This window comes from Dactylosporangium sp. NPDC005572 (assembly GCF_040605515.1).
Taxonomy (GTDB): Bacteria; Actinomycetota; Actinomycetes; order Mycobacteriales; family Micromonosporaceae; genus Dactylosporangium.
In genome coordinates this window covers 190,525-215,434 of the sequence record NZ_JBEXCY010000001.1, presented here as the reverse complement: position 1 = coordinate 215,434, position 24,910 = coordinate 190,525, and the positions used below count along the sequence as shown (strand labels likewise).

At 69.1% G+C, this 24,910-nt stretch carries 20 protein-coding genes and 2 pseudogenes; 13 read left to right on the top strand and 9 right to left on the bottom strand.

The window, feature by feature from the left end; genetic code table 11:
• The first annotated feature begins 16 nt into the window (after nucleotides 1–16).
• From ABZS66_RS00855 to ABZS66_RS00825, 7 genes and pseudogenes are all read left to right on the top strand, one after another.
• Nucleotides 17–2,188 carry a 3-hydroxyacyl-CoA dehydrogenase NAD-binding domain-containing protein gene (locus ABZS66_RS00855; protein ID WP_354753841.1) on the top strand — a complete coding sequence of 724 codons (2,172 nt, stop codon included), beginning with the start codon at nucleotides 17–19 and terminating at the stop codon, nucleotides 2,186–2,188.
• Nucleotides 2,185–3,042 carry an NAD(P)-dependent oxidoreductase gene (locus ABZS66_RS00850; RefSeq protein WP_354753839.1) on the top strand — a complete coding sequence of 286 codons (858 nt, stop codon included), beginning with the start codon at nucleotides 2,185–2,187 and terminating at the stop codon, nucleotides 3,040–3,042. The genes ABZS66_RS00855 and ABZS66_RS00850 overlap by 4 nt, the downstream gene beginning before the upstream one ends.
• 4 nt (nucleotides 3,043–3,046) lie before the next feature.
• Nucleotides 3,047–4,195, top strand: coding sequence for an acyl-CoA dehydrogenase family protein (locus ABZS66_RS00845; protein ID WP_354753929.1), 1,149 nt, complete (start codon nucleotides 3,047–3,049; stop codon nucleotides 4,193–4,195).
• Between the two features lie 34 nt (nucleotides 4,196–4,229).
• Entirely contained in the window at nucleotides 4,230–5,033 is an 804-nt protein-coding gene (locus tag ABZS66_RS00840) for an enoyl-CoA hydratase-related protein (RefSeq protein ID WP_354753837.1), read from the top strand.
• A pseudogene (locus tag ABZS66_RS00835) lies at nucleotides 5,030–5,152 on the top strand (CoA transferase); the annotation flags it as partial. The gene ABZS66_RS00840 and the pseudogene ABZS66_RS00835, both read left to right, overlap by 4 nt.
• Nucleotides 5,153–5,480: 328 nt before the next feature.
• Nucleotides 5,481–6,515: an MBL fold metallo-hydrolase gene (locus ABZS66_RS00830; RefSeq protein ID WP_354753836.1), complete on the top strand. Its 1,035-nt coding sequence runs from the start codon at nucleotides 5,481–5,483 to the stop codon at nucleotides 6,513–6,515.
• Between the two features lie 661 nt (nucleotides 6,516–7,176).
• A complete protein-coding gene (locus ABZS66_RS00825) occupies nucleotides 7,177–7,932 on the top strand; it encodes a recombinase family protein (RefSeq protein ID WP_354753834.1) in 756 nt (251 codons plus the stop codon).
• 82 nt (nucleotides 7,933–8,014) lie between these two features.
• Here the strand turns inward: ABZS66_RS00825 and ABZS66_RS00820 are convergent.
• From ABZS66_RS00820 to ABZS66_RS00805, 4 genes and pseudogenes are all read right to left on the bottom strand, one after another.
• Nucleotides 8,015–8,116: pseudogene (locus ABZS66_RS00820) on the bottom strand (hypothetical protein); the annotation flags it as partial.
• A 120-nt stretch (nucleotides 8,117–8,236) separates the two neighbouring features.
• A complete protein-coding gene (locus ABZS66_RS00815; protein ID WP_354753832.1) occupies nucleotides 8,237–8,359 on the bottom strand; it encodes a hypothetical protein in 123 nt (40 codons plus the stop codon).
• Between the two features lie 16 nt (nucleotides 8,360–8,375).
• Complete coding sequence (locus ABZS66_RS00810; RefSeq protein ID WP_354753830.1) at nucleotides 8,376–8,585, bottom strand: ferredoxin; 210 nt, start codon at nucleotides 8,583–8,585, stop codon at nucleotides 8,376–8,378.
• Between the two features lie 3 nt (nucleotides 8,586–8,588).
• On the bottom strand, nucleotides 8,589–9,797 hold the full coding sequence (locus ABZS66_RS00805) for a cytochrome P450 (RefSeq protein ID WP_354753829.1): 1,209 nt from the start codon (nucleotides 9,795–9,797) through the stop codon (nucleotides 8,589–8,591).
• A gap of 171 nt (nucleotides 9,798–9,968) precedes the next feature.
• Here ABZS66_RS00805 and ABZS66_RS00800 point away from each other — a divergent pair, with 171 nt between their 5' ends.
• Nucleotides 9,969–11,564: an FAD-dependent oxidoreductase gene (locus tag ABZS66_RS00800; RefSeq protein ID WP_354753827.1), complete on the top strand. Its 1,596-nt coding sequence runs from the start codon at nucleotides 9,969–9,971 to the stop codon at nucleotides 11,562–11,564.
• Nucleotides 11,565–11,794: 230 nt separating this feature from the next.
• Here ABZS66_RS00800 and ABZS66_RS00795 read toward each other — a convergent pair whose 3' ends face one another.
• The 3 genes from ABZS66_RS00795 to ABZS66_RS00785 all read right to left on the bottom strand — a co-directional run bounded on the left by ABZS66_RS00795 (nucleotide 11,795) and on the right by ABZS66_RS00785 (nucleotide 15,886).
• Nucleotides 11,795–12,991: an ABC transporter substrate-binding protein gene (locus ABZS66_RS00795; protein WP_354753825.1), complete on the bottom strand. Its 1,197-nt coding sequence runs from the start codon at nucleotides 12,989–12,991 to the stop codon at nucleotides 11,795–11,797.
• A 414-nt stretch (nucleotides 12,992–13,405) separates the two neighbouring features.
• The gene (locus ABZS66_RS00790) at nucleotides 13,406–15,052 is read right to left on the bottom strand and encodes a hypothetical protein (protein WP_354753823.1); all 1,647 of its coding nucleotides are present in this window, start codon (nucleotides 15,050–15,052) and stop codon (nucleotides 13,406–13,408) included.
• A gap of 63 nt (nucleotides 15,053–15,115) precedes the next feature.
• Nucleotides 15,116–15,886: a hypothetical protein gene (locus ABZS66_RS00785; RefSeq protein WP_354753822.1), complete on the bottom strand. Its 771-nt coding sequence runs from the start codon at nucleotides 15,884–15,886 to the stop codon at nucleotides 15,116–15,118.
• Nucleotides 15,887–16,603: 717 nt separating this feature from the next.
• Here ABZS66_RS00785 and ABZS66_RS00780 point away from each other — a divergent pair.
• Nucleotides 16,604–17,665: a cytochrome P450 gene (locus ABZS66_RS00780; protein ID WP_354753820.1), complete on the top strand. Its 1,062-nt coding sequence runs from the start codon at nucleotides 16,604–16,606 to the stop codon at nucleotides 17,663–17,665.
• A 44-nt stretch (nucleotides 17,666–17,709) separates the two neighbouring features.
• Here the strand turns inward: ABZS66_RS00780 and ABZS66_RS00775 are convergent, their stop codons facing one another.
• Nucleotides 17,710–19,341 carry a hypothetical protein gene (locus ABZS66_RS00775; protein ID WP_354753818.1) on the bottom strand — a complete coding sequence of 544 codons (1,632 nt, stop codon included), beginning with the start codon at nucleotides 19,339–19,341 and terminating at the stop codon, nucleotides 17,710–17,712.
• Nucleotides 19,342–19,451: 110 nt separating this feature from the next.
• Here ABZS66_RS00775 and ABZS66_RS00770 point away from each other — a divergent pair, with 110 nt between their 5' ends.
• From ABZS66_RS00770 to ABZS66_RS00760, 3 genes are all read left to right on the top strand, one after another.
• Nucleotides 19,452–19,859: a hypothetical protein gene (locus ABZS66_RS00770; RefSeq protein WP_354753816.1), complete on the top strand. Its 408-nt coding sequence runs from the start codon at nucleotides 19,452–19,454 to the stop codon at nucleotides 19,857–19,859.
• Between the two features lie 250 nt (nucleotides 19,860–20,109).
• Nucleotides 20,110–20,613: a hypothetical protein gene (locus ABZS66_RS00765; protein WP_354753814.1), complete on the top strand. Its 504-nt coding sequence runs from the start codon at nucleotides 20,110–20,112 to the stop codon at nucleotides 20,611–20,613.
• 760 nt (nucleotides 20,614–21,373) lie between these two features.
• The gene (locus ABZS66_RS00760) at nucleotides 21,374–21,880 is read left to right on the top strand and encodes a nuclear transport factor 2 family protein (RefSeq protein ID WP_354753812.1); all 507 of its coding nucleotides are present in this window, start codon (nucleotides 21,374–21,376) and stop codon (nucleotides 21,878–21,880) included.
• An 11-nt stretch (nucleotides 21,881–21,891) separates the two neighbouring features.
• On the opposite strand, the gene ABZS66_RS00755 is transcribed toward ABZS66_RS00760, so the two are convergent.
• Complete coding sequence (locus tag ABZS66_RS00755; RefSeq protein WP_354753810.1) at nucleotides 21,892–22,254, bottom strand: hypothetical protein; 363 nt, start codon at nucleotides 22,252–22,254, stop codon at nucleotides 21,892–21,894.
• 416 nt (nucleotides 22,255–22,670) lie between these two features.
• On the opposite strand from ABZS66_RS00755, the gene ABZS66_RS00750 reads away from it, so the two are divergent.
• Nucleotides 22,671–24,902 (top strand): LuxR C-terminal-related transcriptional regulator, encoded by a 2,232-nt coding sequence (locus tag ABZS66_RS00750; protein WP_354753808.1) that lies wholly within the window; start codon nucleotides 22,671–22,673, stop codon nucleotides 24,900–24,902.
• Nucleotides 24,903–24,910 lie beyond the last annotated feature (8 nt).

Sequence of the window (24,910 nt, the reverse complement as noted above, 5' to 3'; positions counted from 1 at the left end):
TACAGGAGTTCCAGCAGTGAGCGAGTTCGAGCACCCCATGTTCCGGTGGGACCTCGACGCCGACGGCGTCGTGACCCTCACCATGGACGACCCCGACCAGTCGGCCAACACGATGAACGAGCGGTTCCGTCGCGAGCTGCCCGTCGTCGTCGACCGCCTCTGGGCCGAGCGCGACCAGATCGGCGGCGTCATCATCGCCTCGGCCAAGAAGACGTTCTTCGCCGGCGGCGACCTCGGCATGATGATGCGCGCCCGCCCCGAGGACGCCCCCGACGTGGTCGCGATGCTCGACGGGGTCAAGGCGGCGCTGCGCCGGCTGGAGACCCTCGGCCTGCCGGTCGTCGCCGCCATCAACGGCGCCGCCCTCGGCGGTGGCTACGAGATCGCCTTAGCCTGCCACCACCGCATCGCCGTCGACGCCCCCAACGTCACCGTCGGTCTGCCGGAGGTGACGCTCGGCCTGCTGCCCGGCGGCGGCGGCACCACCCGCACGGTTCGTATGTTCGGCCTGCAGACCGCGCTGCAGGACATCCTCCTGACCGGCACGAAGTTCCGCCCCGGCGCAGCGCTGGACAAGGGCCTGGTCGACGAGGTGGTCACCGACGCTGAGCAGTTGGCCGCGGCGGCCCGCCGGTGGATCGCGGCCAACCCCGGGCCGAGCCAGCCCTGGGACCGCCCTGGGTACAAGATTCCCGGCGGTGCCCCGGCCAGCCCCGCGCTGGCCGCGATGCTGCCCAGCCTGCCGGCGCTGCTCCGTAAGCGGTCACAGGGTGCGCCCACTCCGGCTCCGCGCAACCTGCTGGCCGCTGCGGTCGAAGGCGCCCAGGTCGACTTCGACAACGCGCTGACCATCGAGTCCCGCTACTGCGCGGAGCTCATCTGCGGGCAGATCTCGGCGAACATCATCCAGGCGATGTTCTTCGACCTGCAGGCGATCAACCGCGGCGCCAGCCGGCCCGACGGCTATCCGCCGCACCGCGCGCAGAAGCTGGTCGTGCTGGGCGCCGGGATGATGGGGGCCGGCATCGCCTACGTCAGCGCGCTCGCCGGGCTGGACGTCGTCCTCAAGGACGTGTCGCTGGATGCCGCCGAGCGGGGCAAGGGGTACAGCGCACGGCTGCTGGACAAGGCGGTCGAGCGCGGGCAGACCACGCCCGGGCAACGCGACGCGGTGCTCGCCCGGATCCGACCGAGCGTCGACCCGGCCGACGCCGCGGGCGCCGACCTGCTGATCGAGGCGGTCTTCGAGGACCCGCAGTTGAAGAAGCACGTCATCGCGGAGACCATCCCGTACCTCGCGCCCGGCGCGGTGATCGCCTCGAACACCTCGACGCTGCCCATCACCGAGCTGGCCGAGGGCGTGCCTGATCCCGAGAACTTCATCGGGCTGCACTTCTTCTCCCCGGTGGACAAGATGGCGCTGCTGGAGATCGTCGTCGGGCCGAAGGCCAGCGACGCGACCCTCGCCAAGGCCGTCGACATCGCCCGCCAGATCGGCAAGACGCCGATCGTGGTCAACGACAGCCGGGGCTTCTTCACCAGCCGGGTCATCATCGAGTTCGTCCACGAGGCGGTCGCCCTGCTCGGCGAGGGCGTGCCCGCCGCGTCGGTGGAGCAGGCCGCCACCCAGGCCGGCTACCCGGTCGGTGCGCTCGCGCTGCTCGACGAGCTGTCCCTCACCCTGCTGCGCAAGATCCGCGAGGAGACCATCGCGGGCTATCGCGCCGCCGGGATCGAGAAGCCCGTGCACCCGGCGGCCACGGTCATCGACCGGATGATCGACGAGTTCGGCCGCCGCGGCCGGGCGGCAGGCGCCGGCTTCTACGACTACGCCGACGGCCGCAAGGTCGGCCTCTGGCCGGGGCTGGCCGCGGCGTTCGGTGGCCCGAACACCGACGTGCCCTTCGAGGAAATGCAGGAGCGGATGCTCTTCGCCGAGGCCCTCGACACCATCCGCTGCCTCGACGAGGGGGTTCTGCGCTCGGTGGCGGACGCCAACGTCGGCTCCATCCTCGGTATCGGCTTCCCCGCATGGACCGGCGGCGTCCTGCAGTACGTCAACCAGTACGACGGTGGCCTGACTGGCTTCGTCGCACGAGCCCGCCAGCTCGCGGAACGTTACGGCGACCGGTTCACACCACCGGAGTCGCTCGTGCGCAAGGCCGACCGCGGGGAGGAGTACCGGTGAGCATCGCGACGGGTTCACTCAATGGGCGCACCATCCTCATGTCCGGCGGAAGCCGCGGCATCGGCCTGGCGATCGCGCTGCGGGCCGCGCGTGACGGCGCGAACGTCGTCCTGCTGGCCAAGACCGACCAGCCCGACCCGCGGCTGCCGGGCACGGTCCACACCGCCGTCGCGGAGATCGAGGCCGCGGGCGGCCGGGCAGTGGCGGTCGTCGGGGACGTCCGCATGGAGGAGTCGGTCACCGCGGCGGTCGATCGCGCCGTCACCGAGTTCGGCGGGATCGACATCGTGGTCAACAACGCCTCGGCGATCGACCTGTCACCGATCGGCAAGGTGTTGCCCAAGCGTTACGACCTGATGCTCGACATCAACGCGCGCGGCACGTTCCTGCTGACGAGCGCGGCATTGCCGCACCTCTACGAATCGGAGAACCCGCACGTCCTGACGCTGTCCCCGCCGCTGAACCTCGACCCTGGGTGGTTCGCGGCCCACGCCCCTTACACGGTGAGCAAGTACGCCATGACGATGCTCACCGTCGGGCTGGCCGGTCAGCGCCATCCGCGTCCGGTTGCCGCGAACTGTCTGTGGCCGCGCACCACGATCGCCACGGCCGCCGTGCAGAACATCGTCGGTGGAGACGCCGCGATGGCGGTCTCCCGCCGCCCGGAGATCATGGCCGATGCCGCACATGCGCTGCTCGTGCGGCCGGCCGCTGAGGTCACCGGCCAGTGCCTCATCGACGAGGACGTGCTGCGCGCGGTAGGCGTCACGGACTTCGCGTCGTACCGCTACGGCGCCGCAAGGGAAGCCGACCTCAAGATCGACCTGTTCCTTCCCGGAGGGCAGCATGGCTGACCGCATCCCGCGCACCGTCTACGACGACGATCACGAGCTGTTCCGCGAGACGGTCCGCTCGTTCATCGCGGCCGAGGTGGCGCCGCACGACGAGGAGTGGGAGCGGCGTGGGATCGTCGACCGCTCGCTCTTCCACGCCGCCGGCGACGCTGGCCTGCTCATGTTCCCCACCCCGGAGCGGTACGGCGGGGCCGGCGTCGACGACTGGCGGTTCAATGCCATCGTCGACGAGGAGTTCGGCCGCGCGGGCTACGCGTCTGCCGGGCTGAGCCTGGCCTTGCAGAACGACGTCGTCGGCCCGTACTTTCTCGACCTGACCGACGACGAGCAGAAGGCCCGCTGGCTGCCCGGTCTCACGTCCGGCGAGCTGGTCGGGGCGATCGCCATGACCGAACCCGGGACGGGCAGCGATCTGTCAGGCATCGCGACCACGGCGGTCCGCGACGGTGATCACTACGTGCTCAACGGCGCGAAGACGTTCATCTCCAACGGGCAGAACGCCGACGTGGTCGTCGTCGCGGCGCGGACTTCCCCGGACCGCCATCGAGGGCTGACCCTGTTCGTGGTCGAGCGGGGCATGCCCGGCTTCAAGCGCGGGCGCAACCTCGACAAGCTCGGCCTGCACGGCCAGGACACCAGCGAGCTGCACTTCTCCGACGTCCGCGTCCCCGTAGCGAACCGTCTGGGCGCTGAGGACGGTCAGGGTTTCTTCCAGCTGATGCGCAATCTGCCGCAGGAGCGGCTGTCGCTGGCGGTCACGGCCGTCTCCGCCGCTGAAGGGGTTCTCGCCCGTACGCTGGAGTACGTCACCGAGCGCACGGCCTTCGGGCAGCCGATCGGCAGCTTCCAGAACAGCCGGTTCCTGCTTGCCGGGCTGTTCACCCAGGTTGATGTCACGCGGGTCTTCGTCGACCGGTGCGTCGAGCTGCACGCCCGCGGCAAGCTCACTGCGGTGCAGGCCGCCGAGGCGAAGTGGTGGGCCTCCGAGCTGCAGGTGAAGGTGGCCGATCGCTGCCTGCAGTTGCACGGGGGCTACGGGTACATGCGGGAGTACCCGGTCGCTCGTGCCTTCGTCGACGCCCGGATCCAGACCATCTACGGCGGGACCACCGAAATCATGAAGGAGATCATCGGCCGGGACCTGGGTCTGTGAGCGTTCTCTGCCGACTGCCGAGGGAGGAGTACCGGTGAGCCTGGTGGCCTACGAGGAGCGGGACGGCGTCGCCCGGATCCGGCTCAGCGATGGGGAGCGCGGCAATCCGCTCGACCAGTCCCTGGCGGACGCGCTCGCCCGGGCCGTTCGCCGCGCTCGCGCCGACGACGTCCACGTCGTCGTGCTGTCCGCCGAGGGCCGGGCCTTCAGCGTCGGCGGCAACATCTCCGCCTTCGCCGCCGCCGAGGACATCGAGCAGATGGTCGACGACTTGGCTGAGACCCTGCACCGCGTCGTCAGTGACCTGCATCGGATGGACGCGATCATCGTCTCGGTCGTCCACGGGGTGGCCGCCGGCGCCGGCGTGGCGCTTGCCGCGGCCGCCGACCTGGTCATCGCCGGTGCGTCCGCTCGGTTCACGCTGGCGTACACCGGGATCGGCTTCTCGCCGGACGGCGGTAGCTCATTGCTGACCGCGTCCGTCGGCCTGCATCGCGGGCTGCACCTGGCGCTGCTCAATCCGCGGGTCACCGCCCACGAGGCGCACGCGATGGGGCTGGTCGCCCAGGTCCATCCGGACGACGAGCTCGAGGCCGCCGTCGACCGCGTGGTCGACGACCTGCGGTCGGGGTCACGGACGGCGCAGGTGGCCGCGAAGCGGCTGATGCGGGAGGCTGCCGTTCCGGGCGCGGAGGCGGCGTTGCGCCGGGAGACCCTGTCGATCAGACAGCGCGCGGCCGATCCTGACGGTCGCGAAGGCGTCGCGGCGTTCCTGGCGAAGCGGCCGCCCCGGTTCCCGAGTGCCCGCCACACCTTCGCCATCGAGGAGGGGAGTTGACAACAGCACACCACGGACCGCCCGCCGGTCCATGCGTCGTGGAATTGGCCGGCGTCGGGCCAGGTCCGCATGCGGCGACGCTGCTCGCCGACCTGGGTGCTGACGTGGTCCGGATCGACGATCGTCGCGCCCGCCGGTGTTCGGCAGGTCGCGCCGGGGCCCAGGTTTTCGCGTACCGCCCCGCGCTCCGGCCACCACTCGAGGAGGCAGAAGACATCGATGCCGTCCTCGCCCATTGGCGCTGACTCCGGTGCGGTCGGACAGCCCTCTGGTGACGCTCCAACCGACCACCGAGCAGGTCGGGACCGCCGAAGCGGAGCATTCCGTGCCCGGCTCGTGCAGGCAGGGCCGGGCGAGCGGGCCATCCAGGTCCGATACGGTTGATCATGGGTTCGGGGGAAGTTCGCGAAGGCGGGTTGGGGACGGCAGATGGTAGGTGCAGCAGCAATGCGGGTCGAGCCCGATGATGTGAGGTCGGACTGGACGCGTCCGGGCGTGTTCGAGGTGGCCGCCGGGGTGTATCGCATTCCGCTGCCGTTACCGCACGACGGTCTGCGATCGGTGAACGTGTACGCCCTGGCCGCCGATGACGGCCTGGTGATGGTCGACTCGGGCTGGGCCATCACGGAGGCCAGACAGGCACTGGATGCGGCTCTGGCCGCCCTTGGCGCGGGCCTTGGGGACGTACGGCGGTTTCTCGTGACGCACGTGCACCGGGACCATTACGCGATGGCGGTGGCCGTGCGGCGCGAGTTCGGCACGGCAGTGAGCCTCGGCGAGGGTGAGGAATCCGCTATCCGTGCGCTGTCGACTCCCGGCAATCGACCGATGTCCGGATTCTGGCAGACGCTGGTTCGTTGCGGCGCAGACGAGATCGTCGAGGCGCTCCGCGCCCGGGCTGAGCTGGCGCCGCATGATCCGGCGGACTGGGCGGCGCCGGACGACTGGCTGGCTGGGGGGACGGACGTCGCCTTACCGACCAGGACCCTCCGGGTGGTGGCGACCCCTGGACATACCCGTGGGCACGTCGTCTTCATCGATCGCGACGCGCAGCTGATGTTCGCCGGCGACCACGTCCTTCCCCACATCACGCCGTCCATCGGCTTCGAAGCGGTGGCCGCGGCGCTCCCGCTGGGGAACTATCTGGACTCGTTGCGGCTGGTCCGGTCGCTGCCCGACCATCGGCTGCTGCCGGCGCACGGTCCGGTCGGCCCGAGCGTCCACGCGCGTGTCGACGAACTCCTACACCATCACGCCGAGCGACTGGACCATGCTTGCACGGTCGTGCAAGACGGAGTGACGGCTTACGAGGCGGCGCGTCGGCTGACCTGGACCAGGCGCCAGCGTTCGTTCACCGACCTCGACCTCTTCAACCAGATGCTCGCCGTCGCCGAAACGGCGGCCCACCTCGATTTGCTTGTGGCCCAGGGGCGGCTGAAGGCCACCGACGCCGATGGAGTGCGCCGTTACGACCCGGCGTGACCGCCCGCGGACCGACATGCGTTCCAGGAGGCCGCCTTTCATGACTTGGACACTTCGTTACTCATGAACACAGGACCGAGGCTGATGATCAACACTCCGGCCGCGAGGTTCCCGCCCCACAGCAGCAGTAAGCCGGCGCCGATACTTCTGGACCGCAGCCGATGATCATTGCACGGAGCAAGAGCCTGCTGTTCCTCACTGCGGACGCCCCGAAACCGATGACCAATCCGCCAGCAAAGTGGTCACCACTCCGCAGCACGGATGCCCCGCGGCAGACAACCCGCCAGCCCGAAGCCAGTGAATGCTGCGCCGGTCAGGACCATCGGCTCGGCTCGGTCCATGCCGGTCGGTAGCCGAAAGAGTGACTGGCGGGTGGCTCGCACAAGCCGTGCGTCGCCAGGTTCGTCGATCGGACGTGAATCGACAGGGCAGCAACTCTTGCCCGTCGATCGGAGCGGCTCAACGATCCCGACCTGTTGACCCACTGGATCAGTCGAACTCGGCGGATGAAGAGGTCGCGCCGCCGACGGCCGGACGAGCTCGGCGCGTTGCGGTTCGCCTTCTACGGGCGGGTGTCCACGGCTGATTTCCAGGAGCGCGATTCGTCGCAACGCTGGCAGGGGATGTCGCCGAGGACCTTGTCGCTGGTCATGGCCGGATCATGACGGAGTTCTTCGACGCTGACCAGAGCCGGCGGTTGCCGTGGCGGGACCGGCCGCAGGCGTCGCTGTTGCTGGCGTCGGTCGCCGATCCCGGCCGGGACTTCGACGCGGTCGTGGTGGGGGAGTACGAGCTGGCGTTCTGCGGCGATCAGGTGTTGTCGCTGCTGCCGTTCCTCGAACAGCACAACGTGCAGTTGTGGCTGCCGGAAGCGCACGGTCCGGTCGATCCCGCCGAGCCGGCGAATCGGGCGTTGCTGATGCTGCTCGGGGCGCAGTCGAAGCGGGAGGTGTTGCGGGCGCGTTCGCGGGCGCTGGCGGCGATGCGGGCGCAGATCCGTGATGAGGGCCGGTTTCTCGGTGGCCGGCCGTTGTACGGGTACCGGTTGGTGGACGCGGGTCCGCATCCGAATCCGATGCATGCGAAGTGGGGCCGGCGGTTGCAGCGGTACGACGTGGATCCGGTGACCGCGCTGACGGTGCGGCGGATCTTCGCGGAGCGGTTGCGTGGCCATAGCGTGTCGCGGATCGCTGCGATGTTGAACGCCGAGGGTGTGCCGAGCCCGTCACAGGCTGATCGGGTGCGAAATCGGAACAGGAATGGCTGCGGGTGGGGCCTGACGACGGTGCAGTCGAAGCCGGCGCCGCGGGCCAGCTCCAGGCCCCGGAGCAGCGCCTCGTCGGACGGGGCGGTGTGGCCGCCCTCGGGCCAGAAGCCCTGGTCGAGCACGCCGCGCAGGAAGGCGGGCGGCCGTTGAGGCGCACGTGGGTGTCGTGCCACTCGACCCGGCGCAGGCTGGTGTAGCCGGCGACCACGTCGACGCCGGCGGGCGAGGTCAGGGTGGCGGTGAGGTGGTACAGGTGCGCGTCCTCGGGCGACCATGTCCGCGGCTGCGGGATCGGCAGCGTCGCGACCGGGCCCGCGTGTTCGGCACCGTCCACTGTGAACAGCACAATGGCATCCGACGGGCCTGCGACGGTCACCGCGGCCTCGATGGCATCGAGGCGCGGGGATGGACGCAAATCAGATCGGTGATGTAGGGTGATCGGCCGTGGCTTGGGTCACACACTCTGCCAGATGCCACTGGAAGGCGCGAACACGCAGCCGTCGTGGTCGTCGCGGGGGAGTCTGTGCTGCTTGCTGTGCGGGATGAAGCGCTTGTCGACCGGCGCGTCGACGCGCACGACCAGCGAACCGGCCCTACCTCGATATCTGGATGGCCAGCCGGGGGCACCCCTCGGCGGCTCGCTCCACGAGCGGCCGATGCTCGTCCGGCACCGAGCCGTCAGGAGCGACGACGTCGTCGATCACCCGTGCCTGGGCACGGTCGTCGAGTTCGAAGACCATCGGCGCCAGGGCCTCGCAGACGGCGTTGCCCTCGCAGGCGCCGGGGTCGATGCCGATCCGCATGCCTCAGGCCTCCTGGGGAAGGCTCGCCGGGACCGAGAGGTAGAAGTACCCGAGTCCCATGTGGTCCGAGCGCACGGCGGCGTCGAGGTCGATGCGGTACCCCGGCAGCAGGTCGAGCACGGCTTCGACCTCCAACCGCAGAATCAGCCGGGCCAGGTGCAGCCCCAGGCAGCGGTGGACGCCCCAGCCGAAGGCGACGCTCTTGGCCCGGTTCCGGTCGAGGTCGACCCGCTCGGGGTCGGGGAAGGCTCCCGGGTCGTGGTTGGCCGCCATGTTGACGAAGAGCGTCCAGTCGCCCTGCTTCATCGTGACGCCGCCGAACTCCGTGTCCTGGGTGACCTTCCGAGCGTGGGCGGTGGCGGGGGAGTAGATCCGCACGATCTCCTCGATCGCGTGCGGGATCAGGCTGCGGTCCTGGTCGAGGCGCTGCTTGTCGTCGGGGTGCTCCTCCATGTGGACCAGCAGCGCCGTGAGGGCACCGCTGGTGGTGTGGAAGCCGGCGAGAATGAGCAGGACGACCATGTCGGCGAGCTCCTCGTCGGTGAGCGGCTGGCCGTCGACGACGGGGTCGTTCGCGAGCACCGACATGAGGTCGTCGCGCCGGTTGGCCCGTCGTTCATTCGCCTCGCGCAGGATCTGCTCCCGGAACCACACATTCCGTTGGGCGTTCTGCTGCTGGACCTCGGGGTCAGGGTTCGCCTGGTTGCGCAGGGACTGGGTCATCACGTCGAGCAGTTCGAGGCGTTGAGCGACATCCCAGCCGAGGATCCCGAGGGTGACCGCCCCCGGGGAGACGTTGGCCAGGTCGGAGACGAAGTCCCAGCTCCCTCGCTCCCGCAGTCCGGTGACGATCTCCGCGACCATGGCCTTGATCTCGGGCTCACGCCGGGCGATCTCAGCCCTGCTGTACCACTCGTTGAGCACCTTTCGGTACAGAGCGTGCAGCGGGGGATCGAACGCCACCGGGATGTGGCGGGTGCCGAACGGGTTGGCGGGGATGGCCGGGCCCGCTGTGGAGGAGAACGTGGCGTAGTCGGCCAGGCCCTCGACCACGTTCCCGTGGTCGGTGATCACCCAGAAGCCGCCGTGCGCCGTCGACCAGGCCACCGGGGCGGCGTCGCGCAGCTCCGCCAGGACCTCGAACGGACGGGCGGCGAACTTCGCCGAATGGTGATCGAAGTCGGTGACGACGACGTCGGTCGGCGCGCTCATGCCAGCTCCTCACTGCCGGGGGACCGTAAGCATGTTCGCACACGACTGTGGCACAACAAAGACGCGTCGTCAATCTAGAAAGTCCTGGCCAGAGTGGTCCATCTTGTGGTCTTGGATTACTGTGTTGTCTTCTTGTCCAAAGGCTTTCAACGACCACGGAGACCACCGCCGATGACGTTCGTGATCTCGAAGGGCTGCTGCAACGACGGTTCGTGCATCACCGTCTGCCCGGTCCAGTGCATCCGTCCGAGGCCTGGGGACGCAGACTTCAACACCACCGAGCAGCTCTACATCGACCCGGCCACGTGCATCGACTGCGGGGCGTGTTTCGACGAGTGCCCGGTCGAGGCCGTGCACACGGACTGGGGTCTGCCGGAGCATCTCTCGGAGTACCTCGAGATCAACGCCGAGTACTTCGCCACCAACCCGCTGGTCGGCGTCGGCACGCCTTCGTTCACCCGCAGGGTGTTGCCGGCCCACCGGCCCGAGCTGCGCGTCGCGATCGTCGGCACCGGGCCGGCGGCCTGCTACGCGGCCGGGGCCCTGAGCGACATCAAGGGCGTCTCGGTGACCATGCTCGAGCGTCTGCCCACGCCGTTCGGTTTGGTCAGGGCCGGCGTCGCCCCCGACCACGCGACCACCAAGAAGATGGCCGACCGGTTCGGCAGTGTCCTGTCCCGGCCAACCGTGACGAGCTATTTCAACGTCGAGGTCGGCCGGGACCTCACCATCGAGGAACTGCTGCGGTACCACCACGCCGTGCTCTGGGCCGGCGGCGCCCCCGACGACCGCAAGCTGGGCGTCGACGGGGAGCACCTCGCCGGCGTGCACGCCGCCCGGACCTTCGTGGCCTGGTACAACGGGCATCCGGACCACGTCGGGGAGAGCTTCGGGCTGGACGGCGACCGAGTCGTGGTGATCGGTAACGGCAACGTCGCCCTGGACGTGGCCAGGATCTTGCTGCGGCCGGCCGACGAGCTCTCCGCCACCGACATGGCCCAGCACGCCGTCGACGCTCTGGCCTCGAGCAACGTCTCCGAGGTGGTGGTCGTCGCCCGGCGGGGCCCGGAGCACGCGGCGTACTCGCAGGGCGAGCTGCTGGCGCTCGACCAGGTCGAGGGGATCACTGTGCTCGCTGAGGCCGACGAGGTCGGCGAACACGACGGCGATCGCAAGCAGGCGTTCCTGCTGCGCGCGGCCGGTCGTGGCGGCGCCGCGGGCAAGGTGATCCGGTTCCGGTTCGGGCTGGAGCCACTGGCGATCGAGGGTGAGGAGCGGGTCGAGGCGGTCGTCTTCCGCCGTCCAGACGGTGGCACCGAACGGCTCGAGACCTCGGTGGTGCTACGGGCCATCGGGTACCGCGGCGCCCGCGTCGACGGCCTGCCGTTCGACGAGGTCACCGCCACGCTCCCGCACGAGGCCGGCCGGGTGGTCGACCCGGAGCGTGACGAGGCGGTGGACGGGGTCTACTGCTCCGGATGGATCAAGCGAGGCTCGCGGGGCGTCATCGGCAGCAACAAGCAGGACGCCGAGGAGACCGTGGACAGCATCCTGCAGGACCTGGGGGCGGACCGGCTGGCCGACCCGACCGGATCGGCCGAGGACTTCGGGAAGCTGCTGCGCGACCGCGTCGAGGATCTGCTCGACAAGACCGGCTGGGGCCGGATCGACCTGGAGGAGAAGCGCCGAGGGCGGGAGGCTTCGCGGCCCCGGCAGAAGCTGGTGACGATCCAGGAATTGCTGAACGCCTCGCGACCCGCATCGTGAGAGCCGTTCGATGACGCTCGCCGCCGACGGCGGGGCGGCCGGGACAACGATTCGCCGCGGCGACCGGTACAACGGTCGCCGCGGCTTTCGTTGTGGCTCCCCAGGTGTCGCCGCACGAGACCACCTACGGCACAGAAAGGTCCGCATTCTCCTGCTACGTGCAGGAAGAACACGGACCCTTGTGCGGTGCGAATTGGGCGCCCGGAGAGGCACCCAGGACGATCGGAGCGTCAGTACCCAACGCAGGTGCTGCCCAGGTCCCCGCTGGCGTCGTTGCCCGGCTTGCCCTTGTTCGCAATGCTCTTCGGGTTCTTGTCCCCGGCGTTGTAGGTGAACAGCCAGCTGCACGAGACGGGCTTGGACGGCTTGCCCTTGGTGAAGGTGACCGGCTCAGGCAGCAGACCACCCAGCGTCTCGTCCTTGACCGTGTACATGGCCTCCAGGATGCTGGCTCGATCGATCGTCGCCGGCTTGGCGGTCTCCATCGCCTTCTTGAACAGTTCGAGCATCGCCCAGACGGAGGTGGAGTTGCCACCCTGCCACTGCACGTCCGGCGAGTACTTCTGCATCGCGCTGCGGTACGCCTCGACCTTCGGGTCGTCGGCCCACCACGGGAAGCCCTGGGTGCTGCCGGCGGTCTGAGCACCCGAGACCGCGGCAACCTTCGCCTGGTCGAAGCCGGAGTTCATCATCGACCAGGTGCCCCGGTAGCCCTGCTGCAGGCAGTCCGCCATCACGCGGGCGCCGGTCGCGATGCCGATGTTCATCGCGATCACGTTGACGCCTTTGTTGACGTACGACAGGCACTCGGCGGTGTAGTTGGCGGCCGATGCGGAGAAGAGCTGCACGTTCTCCGTGTCCAGTCCGATCTGTTTGGCGTACGCGATCGCCTTGCCGCCGTTCTCCTGGCAGACGGCCACCTCGGCGCAGGCGGCCCAGGCGAACTTGGTGCCCCCGGCGGCCTTGGCGACCTCGACGTACGCCTTGACCGTGTAGTTGGAGCCGGAGACGGGCTGGAACACACCTGGCACGGTCGACCAGAGCAGGTCGCTCGAGCCGCCGCCGCTGAGGATGGGGGTGTTGACGTCCGTGAGCATCTTGCCCATCGCGCCCTCGGCGACCAGGTCGGTGAGCAGGATCGCGTCGATTGTCTTGTCGTTGAGGAACTTCTGCACCACCGAGGTGGCTCCCGGAACGGTGTTCTTGGTGTCCACGATGTCGAACTCGACCGGGTGCCCGGCGATGCCGCCGTTGGCGTTCGTGTACTTCGCCCAGGCCTTCGCCACGCCGGCGCCGGTGAGGCCGTTGGTCGCCTGCGCGCCGGACTGCGAGGCGGCATAGCCGATCTTGATCGGTTCCCCGGTGAGGTTGCTGCCGTTCCCCGCGTCGTCGGACGACGCGTTGCCGTCGTTGCCGCATGCGGTCAATGCCAGACAGGCGGCTGCACCGAAAGCGGCGAGCCGCGTTGCCCGCTTGTGAGCGTGAAGACTGCGTAACACCTGTGTGCTCCTAGTGTGATGCCGAACCCCGCCGTCTGACGGGCAGCTGACCGAGCAAGTACACCAAGCGCCACAGCATTTGTCCATTACTAGGCCAAGGTTAGAACACGAGAGCAACGCAAACGAGACCCGGCGGGTCAGGACCCCGCGCCAGAATGACCGGTGACCTCCGCCGAGGGTCGCCCGCCACCGGGTCCTGGGAGGGTGCTGCCGCGCGCGGGCTCGGTCGAGGAGCGCCTCAGCCGCGCGGACTTATGGGCGTGTGCACAGACGGAACGGACGGCTCTCGCCAGTTCCTAATTGTGCTGGAATTCTGGGTAGATGATGCTAGGCGCCGCAGGCTCAGCGCATGAACGTGCGGATCTCCTCCGTGGCGAGCGCGAGGCTCTCGTCGCGGGGAAGGGCCTGCCCGCCATGCTTGACGACACGCGCGACACCGCGGCGGATGTCGTCGCGGTAGCGGGCGTCGATCACGTCGAACTCGAGGTTCTTGACGTAGATACGCAGGCGGTCGCGCAGCGAACCGTCGGAGTCGGCGGCCTCCACGACCTCGGGCAGCATGCTGGTCTCCACGAGCAGCGCGTGTGCCGTCCGGCGGGAGCGTTCGTCGCGCAGACCGATCAGGATCTCCCGTGGCGAGGCCCGGATGATGTGGTCCTTCCACCAGTCGAAGTGCTCCTGCTCGTCGATGACGGCGAGCTCGATGTGCGGCTGGCTGAGGGTGCGGGCCAGCGTGTCGACCGCGCACTGGAGGTACGTCCTGCGTTCGGCCGCCGACAGCGACCGCGCGTAGGACCGCAGCTCCTGGCCGGCGTCGACGGCCGGGAAGCAGTAGCGCCGGATGCCGTGGATGGTGGTGTCGAGCAGTCCGTGCTCGTAATGGAAGGCGCGGAACGGGCTCTCGCCGCTGGGTAGTTGCGCCGGCCGGCCGGTCGTGGCGGCCTTCTGGGAGAAGCGCCACGTCGTCGAGTCGTCGCGGCGCCCGTCGAGGATGTCGCGCAGGATCGGCGCGCCGTAGCAGCGCTGCGGAAGGATCACGCCGGGGCCACGGGCGTACGCGATGGTGACGCCGGACGACTGCGCCTGACGCAGGAACCGGTTGTAGTCGAGGTAGGTGAGCGACGCCGTGTAGCGGGTCAGCGGCGTCGGGCGCAACTGACCCACGTGGAAGGCGACGTCGTACAGCCGCAGCGGCCACTCGTGCCCCCACACCTCCTGCGCGGCGTGGGCGATCTCCCGCCCGCAGTCGGCGTCTTCGCCGTCGTAGAGCGCGCCGACGGTACCGGCACCGAGCAGGCCCAGCACCGCGGCGGCCGGGGAGTCGAATCCGGCTGCGCCGTGTGCCGATCTGATCAGCAGGCCGAGCGACTCGGCGAGCCGGCCGAACGGGCTGGTGCGGTCGACCTCGAACCGCGGATCCAGGTCGGCCAGCAGCTTGACCCCGGCCGCGTTGAACTCGTGCTGCTGGTCGCCGACACCCATCGAGGCGATGACGAACTCGCGCAGGACCCGCAACTGGTCCTGCGACCGGCCGGAGAACGAGTCGTCCTCGATGGAGTCGCGGATGTCGCGGACGATCGACGCGGTCGAGGCACGCTCGATCAGCCCGAGGAAGTCGAGCAGCTCGCGGCGGCGGCCCTGCGCAAACGGGACCTCACGCGATCGGCGGTTGGCCGCGATGGCGACCTCCGACAGGGACACCTCGGGCCCGTAGCGGCTGCTCGCGCCGGACCGGACGTATGCGCGCAGCACCCCGTTGCGGACCCATTGGTTCACCGCCTGGCGGCTCACCCCGATCGCCCGGGCGGCCTCCGCCTGGGTTACCAGATCCGTGGGCGCTTCTTCGCTGACGTTACGGGTGCGCAGCCGCTCCGCCGCGCGCTCCAGCGCCCGTACGAGCTCCGGCACCGGCACCGCTCCGCTCTCGCCGAGTGTCAGGGCCAGCCGCTCCAGCGCCGTGGAGATCGAGTCCTCGGGATTGCTCGTCATAGTGCCCCAGAGTGTACGGGCATCGTCAATAGCATCGCTTGACGTACCTCCCGACCGCGGGCCTCATTCCGGGTTTCGACGGCCTGGAGCGCGAGCTGCTGGCGGGAACGCTCTGTCCACCAAGGGTAGGCCGACGTCGAGGGTACGCAGGCCCGTGACCGAGGCGAGCTGCAGAACCTCGAGGATCGCACGGGGCGCGACGCCGATCTGGAGCGCCTCATGGATGTGCTTCCGCAGACCGTCCACGTAGTGCTGAGGGCTGACGGCGTCGATCGCGATGGATACAAGGTGCTTGACTGCCGGATCCAGCACCTCCAGCCGTTCCCACGGCAGGTCGATGAAGCGGATGCGATGCGCGAAGTAGTCCGGGTCCATCCGTAGGATCGCCGCATAGATCGAGTTGAGCGGGCGTGGCCGCGGGCCGGTCGTCTCGATGCGCTCCTTCAACTCGGCATGTCGCGGCGTCTCGGCAGGCAGGTCGATACCCTGCTTCGCCATTTCCTCGAGGAGGATCGGGAGACCGACCGACACGGTGTGCAGACCGATGGAGCAGGCGATCTCCAGAACGCACATCACCTCGTCGACGGTTGCGCCCTCGGCCGCCGCCCAGCCGATGGCGGCCGTCATCCGATCCTCGTCGGCCTGCGGGATGACGGCCTCAGCAGCCAGGACGACGAGCGCTCGTACACGGCCGCTGAGGGATGCGTTGCGGTGCGGATGCCCGAACAGTGCTTCGGCGGACGCTGTGAACTCCGGGTCGAGCGCCCGGCAGCGCTCGATGGTCCGCAGGTGCCAGCCCAGGCGGGGCTCGGCCGATCCTGCATGAACGACCACAGGATGCTCCTTTCGGCTGATGACGCGCCAGCCAGCAGGACCACACGCGACCAGGTCAGAGATCGAGGACCGGGCGAGGTGTGATCGACCGCCGCGCGCGGATCAGCGTCGTGGCTCTTCAAAGACGGCGAGGATCGATCGGCGAGTGCCGGCCCGCAACAGCAGTTCCCCCCACGGCAACGCACCGGGCGAGCGAAACACATTAGTAACACGATACTAGCGGCTGGTGGCGACCCGGCAAGCGGAGCCCGGTCCGGGAACGGTCGGCATGAGCGGGTCGAGGGTCTCGCCGGAGCTGACAGGCACCGCCCAGGTCGCCCTTGACATGTGACCTGGGCCATTCCTACCATAGCGATTTCATAGGAGTGCCATAACTTCGACACTATTGCGGGATCCTTTGGCGACATGATGCCGACGTTCGGCCTCAACGGTCGCGCCATCATCACCGCTGCACCCTGGCGCGCAGACCATCCTGGGGCGCTACCACCGCCGCAAGCTTTCAACTCGACGAGCTCATCCCGCGGACCTTCGCGCTCGCCGAGATGACCATCAAGGAGAATAGTGATCACAACCAGCCCCAACCTTCTTGACCCGGCCCTCTACCTGGATGGCGTGCCACACCGCCATCTTCGGTGGTTACGCGAGCACGATCCGATCCATTGGCATGAGGAGCCAGATGGTGGCCCGGGCTACTGGGCGCTGACCCGGCACCGGGACGTGAAGGCAGCGGAGGTCGACTCGGAGACATTCTCGTCCGAGCCCTCGACCGTCATCGTCGACACGGTCTCGATGTCCGACACCGGGACCGCCAAGCATCTGCTGATGTCCGATCCTCCGCATCACACGGCACACCGCAAGACCCTGGGCGTGGAGCTCAACCCGATCCCGGTCCGCGGCATGCGCGACCAACTCCAGATCCTCGTCGACGAGATCATCGACGAGGTTGTCGAGACCGGCGAGTGTGACATCACCAGCGACCTGGGCCAGAAGCTCGCGTCGTACGTGACAGCCGACCTGCTGGGTCTTTCCCGGCCCGAAGCCATCGAGCTCTGCGACGCGGCGGACATCCTCACCCGCGGCGGCAGCAAGGAGGAGGGCCCGGGGCTGGAGGCGGTCCGGACGATGTTCCGGCACGCCTCGGCCGCGTGGGAGCAGCGGCGGACCGCGCCCGCCGACGACCTGCTCGGCCGGCTGGCGTACGCCACCGTCGGCGACATTCCCATGGATCTCACGCAGTTCTCGATGGACTTCCTGCTCCTGGTCGCCGCGGGCAGCGACACGACCCGCAACGTGGTTGGCGCGGGCATGGCGGCGTTCTTCGAGTTTCCGGAGCAGCGAAGGCTGCTGCTCGACGACCCCAGCCTCATCGCCGGCGCGGTCGAGGAGATCCTGCGATGGTCGACCCCGATCCTCTACCAGCGTCGGACAGCGACCAGAGACACCGAGATCGCCGGCCAGAAGATCGGCAAAGGGCAGAAGGTCGTCTCGTACTACGCCGCGGCCAACCGCGACCCCGAAGCCTTCGTGCATCCGGATGTCTTCGACATCCGCAGGTCGCCGAACCCGCACCTGGCGTTCGGCGCGGGCCGGCACTTCTGCCTCGGCTCGCACCTCGCGCGGCTCGAGCTCACCTTGATCTTCCAGGCAATCATGCAGAGGATGCCGGACATCCAGCTTGCCGGTCCGGTACAGTATCGGCGCTCCCCGATTGCGCCTTCGGTGCTGGGGCCGGCGTCCGTGCCGGCGACCTTCACGCCAGGACCGCGCGTTCGGTCGTAGGCCCGGGGCGCTGATCAGACGGATCACACCAACCCTGCGCCACGTCAGCGCATCAGCGTGCGGATCTCGTCGGAGGCCCGCTCCAGGGCCTCGCCGCGGCTCAGCGCATGCCCACCGGGCTTGACCAGCCGGGCGACGTTGAGCCGCAGGTCGTCGCGGTAGCGGGCCTCGATGACATCGAACTCGAGGTTCTTGACGTAGATGCGCAGCCGGTCGCGCAGCGAGCCGTCGGCGTCGGCGGCCTCGACGACCTCCGGCAGGATGCTCGTCTGCACCAGGAGAGCGTGCGCGGTCTTGCGGGCCTGCTCGTCGCGGAGGCCGATCAGGATCTCCTGCGGCGAGGCCCCGATGATGTGGTCCTTCCACCAGTCGAACCGGTCCCGCTCGTCGATCGCGGCGAGCTCGATGTGCGGCTGGCTCAGCGTCCGGGCCAGCGTCTCGACGGCGGTCTGCAGATAGGTCTTGCGTTCCCGCGCCGACAGCGAGTGTGCGTACGTCTGGAGCTCGTGCCGGGCGTCGGTGGCGGAGTAGCAGGAGCGCCGGATGCCGTGGATCGTGCTGTCCAGCAGTCCGTACTCGTAGTAGAAGGCACGGAACGGGCTCTCGCCGCTGGGGAGCTTTGCCGGCCGGCCGATCGCGGCAGACTTCTTCGAGAACCGCCAGGGCGCCGATGCATCCCGGCGATTCGCCAGGATGTCCCGCAGGACCGGCCCGCCGTAGAAGCGCTGGGGGAGGATGACCCCCGGCCCACGCGCGTAGGCGATCGTCACGCCGGACGACTGTGCCTGGCGGAGGAAGCGGTTCTTGTCCAGATACGTCAGCGAGGCCGTGTACCGCGTCAGGGGAGTGGGCCGCAGCTGCCCGACGTGGAATGCCGCATCGTGCAGCCGGATCGGCCACTCGACCCCCCACACCTCGGCGGCGGCGTGTGCGATTGCCCGGCCCGCGTCCGCGTCGTCGCCCTCGTAGAGCGCGCCGATGGTCGCGGCCCCGAGCAGGCTCAGGATCGCCGTCGCCGGGGAGTCGAACCCGACCGCACCCTGCGCGGACCTCACCAGCAGACCCAGCGAGTCCGCCAGCTGACCGAACGCGCCGGCCCGGTCGACCTCGAATCGGGGATCCAGGTCCGCCAGCAGCTTGACGCCCGCGGCGTTGAACTCGTGCTGCTCGTCGCCGATCCCCATCGACGCGATGACGAACTCGCGCAGCACGCGGGACTGGTCCTGCGAGCGGCCCGAGAACGACTCGTCCTCGATGGCGTCGCGGATGTCACGCGCGACTCGGCCGGTGGGGCCCTTCTCGATCAGTGCGAGGAAGTCGGTCAGCTCTCGCCGGCGGGTGTTGGAGAAGGGCACCTCCCGCGAGCGCCGATTCGCCGCGATGGCCACCTCGGACAGCGAGACCTCGGGGGCGCCACCGCGGACGTAGGAAGGCAGTACACCGCTGCGTACCCACTGGTTGACGGCCTGACGGCTCACACCGATGGCCCGCGAGGCCTCCGCCTGGGTGACCAGATCGGTTGGGAGCTCGACGTTGACGGTTCGGGTCCGCAGCCGCTCGGCGGCGCGCTCCAGCGCCCGGACCAGCTCCGCGACGGGCACAGCGCCGCTCTCGCCGAGGGCCAGGGCCAGGCGCTCCAACGCCTCGGAGATCTTGTGTTCGTCGGGGCTGGTCATAGTGCCGAGAAGTGTATCGCGGTCGCGTCAATAGCGTCGCTTGACGACGCTCGACGGAGCGCCTACGGTGTCGTGACGGGAGTAACACAAGAAGGCTCGGGAGGATCGAAATGCTGAACGTGCATGACGCGACCGAACTAGCCAGACGTGCGGCAGACCTGCTCCCCGAGCCTCCCCGCGCCGGCGACGCGGACGGCTACCGGGCCTGGCGCGACCTCGTCCTGTCGACCGCGGCGAGGATCGCCGCCGTCGCCGACCTGCGTGGTCTCGACATCCCCGCGTCACACGCGGGACTCAGCCGATACTCCCGCGTTACATGGCAGACCCTGCTCGCGCTCGCCGCGACCGCTCGCCCGTCACAGCACCAACCCGCATGCGTGCACGCCCTGACGCTGCTCTCACCGCGACGTCCGGCGATCGGCCGCCGGGCGCCACGACACCCCGGCGCGGTTCGTCGCACGCCGACCGTCGCAGTGGAGCTCACCCCGACGTCGGTCGCGGCCCGTCGGACGGACTGACCAGCAGAGCCCCCAAGCTAAGAACACCCCCAAGGTAAGAACACCCCAAGGTAAGAACACCCAAACAACTCGACTGATAGCGCGCCCACAACTTGTGGGTGCGCTATAGTGGTTGGCGAAGAGAGCGGGCCAGGTCCACAGGACTGACGACGATTGTGGCCCGCCGTCAACGGAGCACGAACACAGTTTGGAGTGGGTGGACACCGTGGCTCGCGATCGCACCGCCCGGACGCGCATCCGTCGTTACCTGGTGTCCGCCGGTCCCATCGAGGATCCGTCGGGCTACGCGACCAGCGTGCTGAAGGACGCCATCGACTACGAGGGGTCCCAGGTGGCCTTCATCCAGCTCATCGCCGCCATGGACCGGGAAGGCGAGATCGTCCGGGACATTCGGGGCAAGCGGACCTACCGGATCGACGCGGGGCCCGCGATCGACGCCGCCGCCGTCGCGCCGGTGACGCAGGCGGCGCCCGCCGTCGACGCCGCCGTCGTCCCGGCCGGTGCCGGCAACGTCGTCATCGACTACGACCGGCTCGCCCGCGCGGTGGTGCGCGAGTTCTGGAGCTTCGCCATGACCCAGAACGTCCCGCCGGCGCCGCCCGCCGAGCGCAACGTCGAGACGTTGAAGGCCGACCGTGACCGGATCGCCGCCGAGCGCAACGACTACGCGCAGCGGCTCGAGCAGGCGCGGGCCAAGCTCGACGAGCTCCTTGGCGGAGCGTCGGTGCAGCAGGCGGCCACCAGCGACCGCTGAGCGGCGCCGCGGCGGCCCAGGGTCCCGCGTGGAGTGGGGCCGGAGTGAGCGGCGTTGGCTGGGGCTCGGAGCGCTGCGAGGCGGCCTCCAGGGTCACCCGATTTCGCGCGTGATGCGGGCAGTGTCTGCCCGGGGGCCGGCGCGGCCGCGGCCGGAACGTAGTCCGCCGCGGAGCGCTTGATGGAGAAGCCGGCGACCTCTGCTCCCGCATCGCGCGGGCCGGTGCCTGTTCATGCCTGAATGCCGTGCGCGGGTCCGCCACGACCGCGCCATGGAGCTTGCTGGCGACGAAGGCCGCCTCCCACTCCGCGATGTACCGGGGTCGCTGAAGCTGAGTGGGTCCACGGCCATGCCACGGGCCGGGACCTGTGGGTGGTCGAAGACCTCCGCGATGGTCAGTACCTTGCCGGCCACCACGCCGGCCCGAGGAACGCGGTCCGGGGCTCATCCGCGCCACGGTTGAGGAACTCCTTCTGGTGGCCCACGGGCACGAGATCACCCGGTGGTCGAACACCAACACAATTATCAAACACCATATAGCGCGCGGGCGCTGAAGACCATTATGGGCAGCGCGCCGGGAGTTCGCCGTGCCGTGATCCAGCGCCGCGCCGGTCGGCCGGGAGGCGAGCCGCGCAGGGCAATGTGGTCCTGGACCATTACAGAGTAATGCTGATACGTTGTCCGTAACACAATTTGGGAGCGCCATCAGGCCTGCCGCCTGGCGTGGGAAGGCGTCATCTGACACCCCGAAAGGACGGACATGAGCACTGCCGACACGGTCGCGGACAAGATGGAGCTGACCGAGCTCGTCGCACGCATCGCGCGCGCCGTCGACCGGACCGACCGCGACGCGATCGTCGCCTGCTACGCGGAGAAGTCGTTCGACGACCACGGACGGTTCCGGGGCAGCGGCGTGGAGTTCGCGGAGTACATCTGCAACTCCGACTTCACGAACGCGTCGCCCTTTCTGTACCACCTGCTCGGCCAGTCGATCTGGGACGTCGAGGGCGACGAGGCGTTCGGCGAGACGTACTTCGACTTCTACATGCAGTCCGAGGAGTCGTCCCTGGTGCGTTCGTTCGGCCGGTACCTCGACTACTGCCAGCGGATCGACGGCAAGTGGCTGCTCACCTACCGACGCGTGGTCATGGACTACCGCGGGACCCATCCGTCGACGAACGCGCCGGCCTCGGCAGGCCACTTCGAGGGCACGCGCGATCGCAATGACCCTGTGTACAAGCGGCTGCGCTGGCCCGAGCATCCGTAGGCGTGCAGCTGTCAGCCGCCGCCGGGTAGCTGCGGGTGGACCCGGCAGCCGCGGGTGACGGCCGTGCGGAGCCCTCTGCCGCGACTGCGGACGTGTGGCGTCGACGGAGCGGCCACGATCAGGGCAACCTCGAGCAGGGTCCGCGAGATCGGATCGACACCACCGTTGTGCTCGACACCGACCGCTCGGCGCAGGAGGTCGCCATCGAACCTGGCGGCGGCGGCGATACCGGAGCCGGCGTCGAGCATGAGATCCGCCCAGGCCCGCCTCGAAGGGGCGTCGCCGTGCAGTGGCTCGCCGGGAAGCGGGATGATGGACGCTACGTGCCTGGCGAGTTCGATCAGTGTCTCGATGGCGCCGTTCGGGGAACCCACCGGGTGCCGGCCTTCGGGGCATTCCGGAGCTCGGTGTCCAACATCCCTGTCCCGATCCGTCACGGTTCGCTCCTGTGTCGTCCTTGTTACGTGATTGCTAAGGCTCGACGAACGGGCCTCCGGAGGCATGCGTAGAACTACCGATGCCGGTACCGACGTGGATTGCGTCACAGTGTGTTCGGAACGTGACGCAGTGCCGCCGGTGGGTCCGGTGCGGCAAGCCGTGCCCCTTTCTACCTGCCCAATCGCGCTGATCACGGCTTAGGATGAGCGCGGATCTGCTCGGTGGTCGCTGCTTGCACCATCACCGTGGATGTGGCCGGGGCGAGGCGGTTTGTATGGTTCGTGGAGCGTCGCGCGGGGTCGGGAATCTGCCGGCGGAGGTCACCAGCCTGGTCGGGCGACGATCAGAGGCCGTGGGGGTCAAGCGGCTGCTGTCGCGGTCCCGGCTGGTCACATTGACCGGGCCCGGAGGGGTCGGCAAGACCAGGCTCGCACTGCATGTGGCCCGCAGTGCGCAGCCGCCGTTTCGAGACGGGGTATGGCTGGTGCCCCTGGCGGAGCTGACGCAGCCCGACCTGCTCGTCTCGACCATCATGTCGACGTTCGGAACGCCGGGCCCCGCCAGCGCTGCGATCGCGGAGCTGGTCAAGCACGTCGGCGATCGGCAGATGCTACTGGTTCTGGACAATTGCGAACATCTTGCCCTGGCATGTGCGGGTGTGACGACAGCGCTCCTGCGGCACTGTCCGAACCTGCGCGTGATGGCCACCAGCCGTGAACCCCTGCGCATCGAGGGCGAGGCGCTGTTCCCGGTGCCGCCGCTGTCGCTGCCGGAGCCCAGCGAGGGGCCGCGCCCCGGAGCGGCCCAGCGGTACGACGCCGTTGCCCTGTTCGTGGAGCGGGCCTCGATGCTCAACCCCGACTTCGCTGTTCCTGAGGCAGACGAGCAGGCGGTGATCGAGCTGTGCCGGCGTCTGGACGGCCTGCCGCTGGCGATCGAGCTCGCGGCGGCCAGCACGCGCTGGCTCCCGATCGAAGCCCTGTCGATGCAGGTGAGCAGCCCACTGACGCTGGAGTCAGGCAACCGTACCGCTCCGTCGAGGCAGCAGACCCTGCGCGCCACCATGGACTACAGCTACGAGCTGTGTTCCTCACGCGCGAGAACCCTGTGGGCGAGGATGTCGGTGTTCCGCGGCGGCGCGGATCTCGACGCCATCGAGCACATCTGCGCCGGCAAGGATCTCCAGGTCGACGACGTGTGGCCCGCGTTGGCGGAGCTGGTCGACAAGTCCGTCGTCCGGCTCGACGGCCGGCGGTACCGAATGCTCGAGACGGTCCGGCACTACGGCGAGGACCTTCTCCGTGCCCGTGGCCAGGAGCAAGCCGTGCGCCGGGCCTACCTGCGCCACTTCGCCGGGCTCGCCACCGCTGTCGAGACCGGCTGGTTCGGCCCGGACCAGCAGGCATTGCTCGGTCGGGTGCTCGACGACCAGGCCAACGTACGGGCAGCACTGGAGTTCTGCCTCACCGAGCCCGGTCAGATCCGCGTCGGGTTGCGCATGGCCAGCGCGCTGTTTGGCTTCTGGATCGGCAGTGGTCGTCCAGGCGAGGGGCGGCACTGGCTCGGCCGGCTGCTCGCCGCCGATGACGAGCCGGCCCCGGAACGCGTCCCCGCATTGTGGACCAACGGCTTCTTCGCTGCCGTCGGCGGCGAAACGTCGGCCGCCCGGGCACTGCTCGGCCAGTGCGTTCAGCTGGCCCCACTGTTCCATGACGAGGCCAGCATCGCCCATGCCACCGTGAGTCGTGGCGTCGCCGAGCTGTTCGAGGGCCGGATCGAGGAGGCCATTGCCCACCTCGAAGAGGGGGTCCGGCTGGAACGCCGGCTGGGCGGCATCAACCCGCACCTGGCCGACGCGTGTCTCAAGCTCGGTCTGGCGTTGTGCTACTGCGGCCAGGTGGACCGTGCCGTGGCCGTTCTCGAGGAGGCACAGGCGCTGTGTGCCGGGCAGGGCGAGCATCTGCTGCGGTCGTGGTGCTCGGTGTTCCTCGGGCTGGCGGCGCTGCTGGACGAGCGCATACCCGACGCGGTGGTACTGGTCAAGGCCGGACTCGCCGGCAAGCGCGAGATCGAGACCGAGCACGGCATGATCTGGGCCGTCGAGATCCTCGCCTGGGCAACCCTTGCCGGCGGCGACGCCGAGCGCGCAGCACGGCTGCTCTCGGCGTGCGAGACCAGGTCCGACGAGGTCGGTCCGCTGCTGGGCGGCAGCAAGGGCCTGCTCGAGTGGCACCACCGGTACCTGGGCCAGGCCCGCGAAGCGCTCGGCCGGCGCGCCTTCGACGCTGCCGTGGAGCACGGGTGGCGGCTCACCATCGACGAACTCGTCGCCTACGCGCTGGGCGAGAAGACCACCGAACCGGCAACGACGACCGGGCCTGCGGCGGATCTGCCGCTGACCCCACGTGAACGCGAGGTCGCACAACTCGTCGCCAGTGGCAAGAGCAACAAGGACATCGCCGCGGAGCTGGTGATCGCGGCGCGAACGGTCGACTCCCACGTCGAGCACATCTTGATGAAGCTCAACTTCACCTCGCGCACCCAGGTCGCCGTCCTGTTCGCCGCACAACAAGCGTCGAGCTGAACATCGGC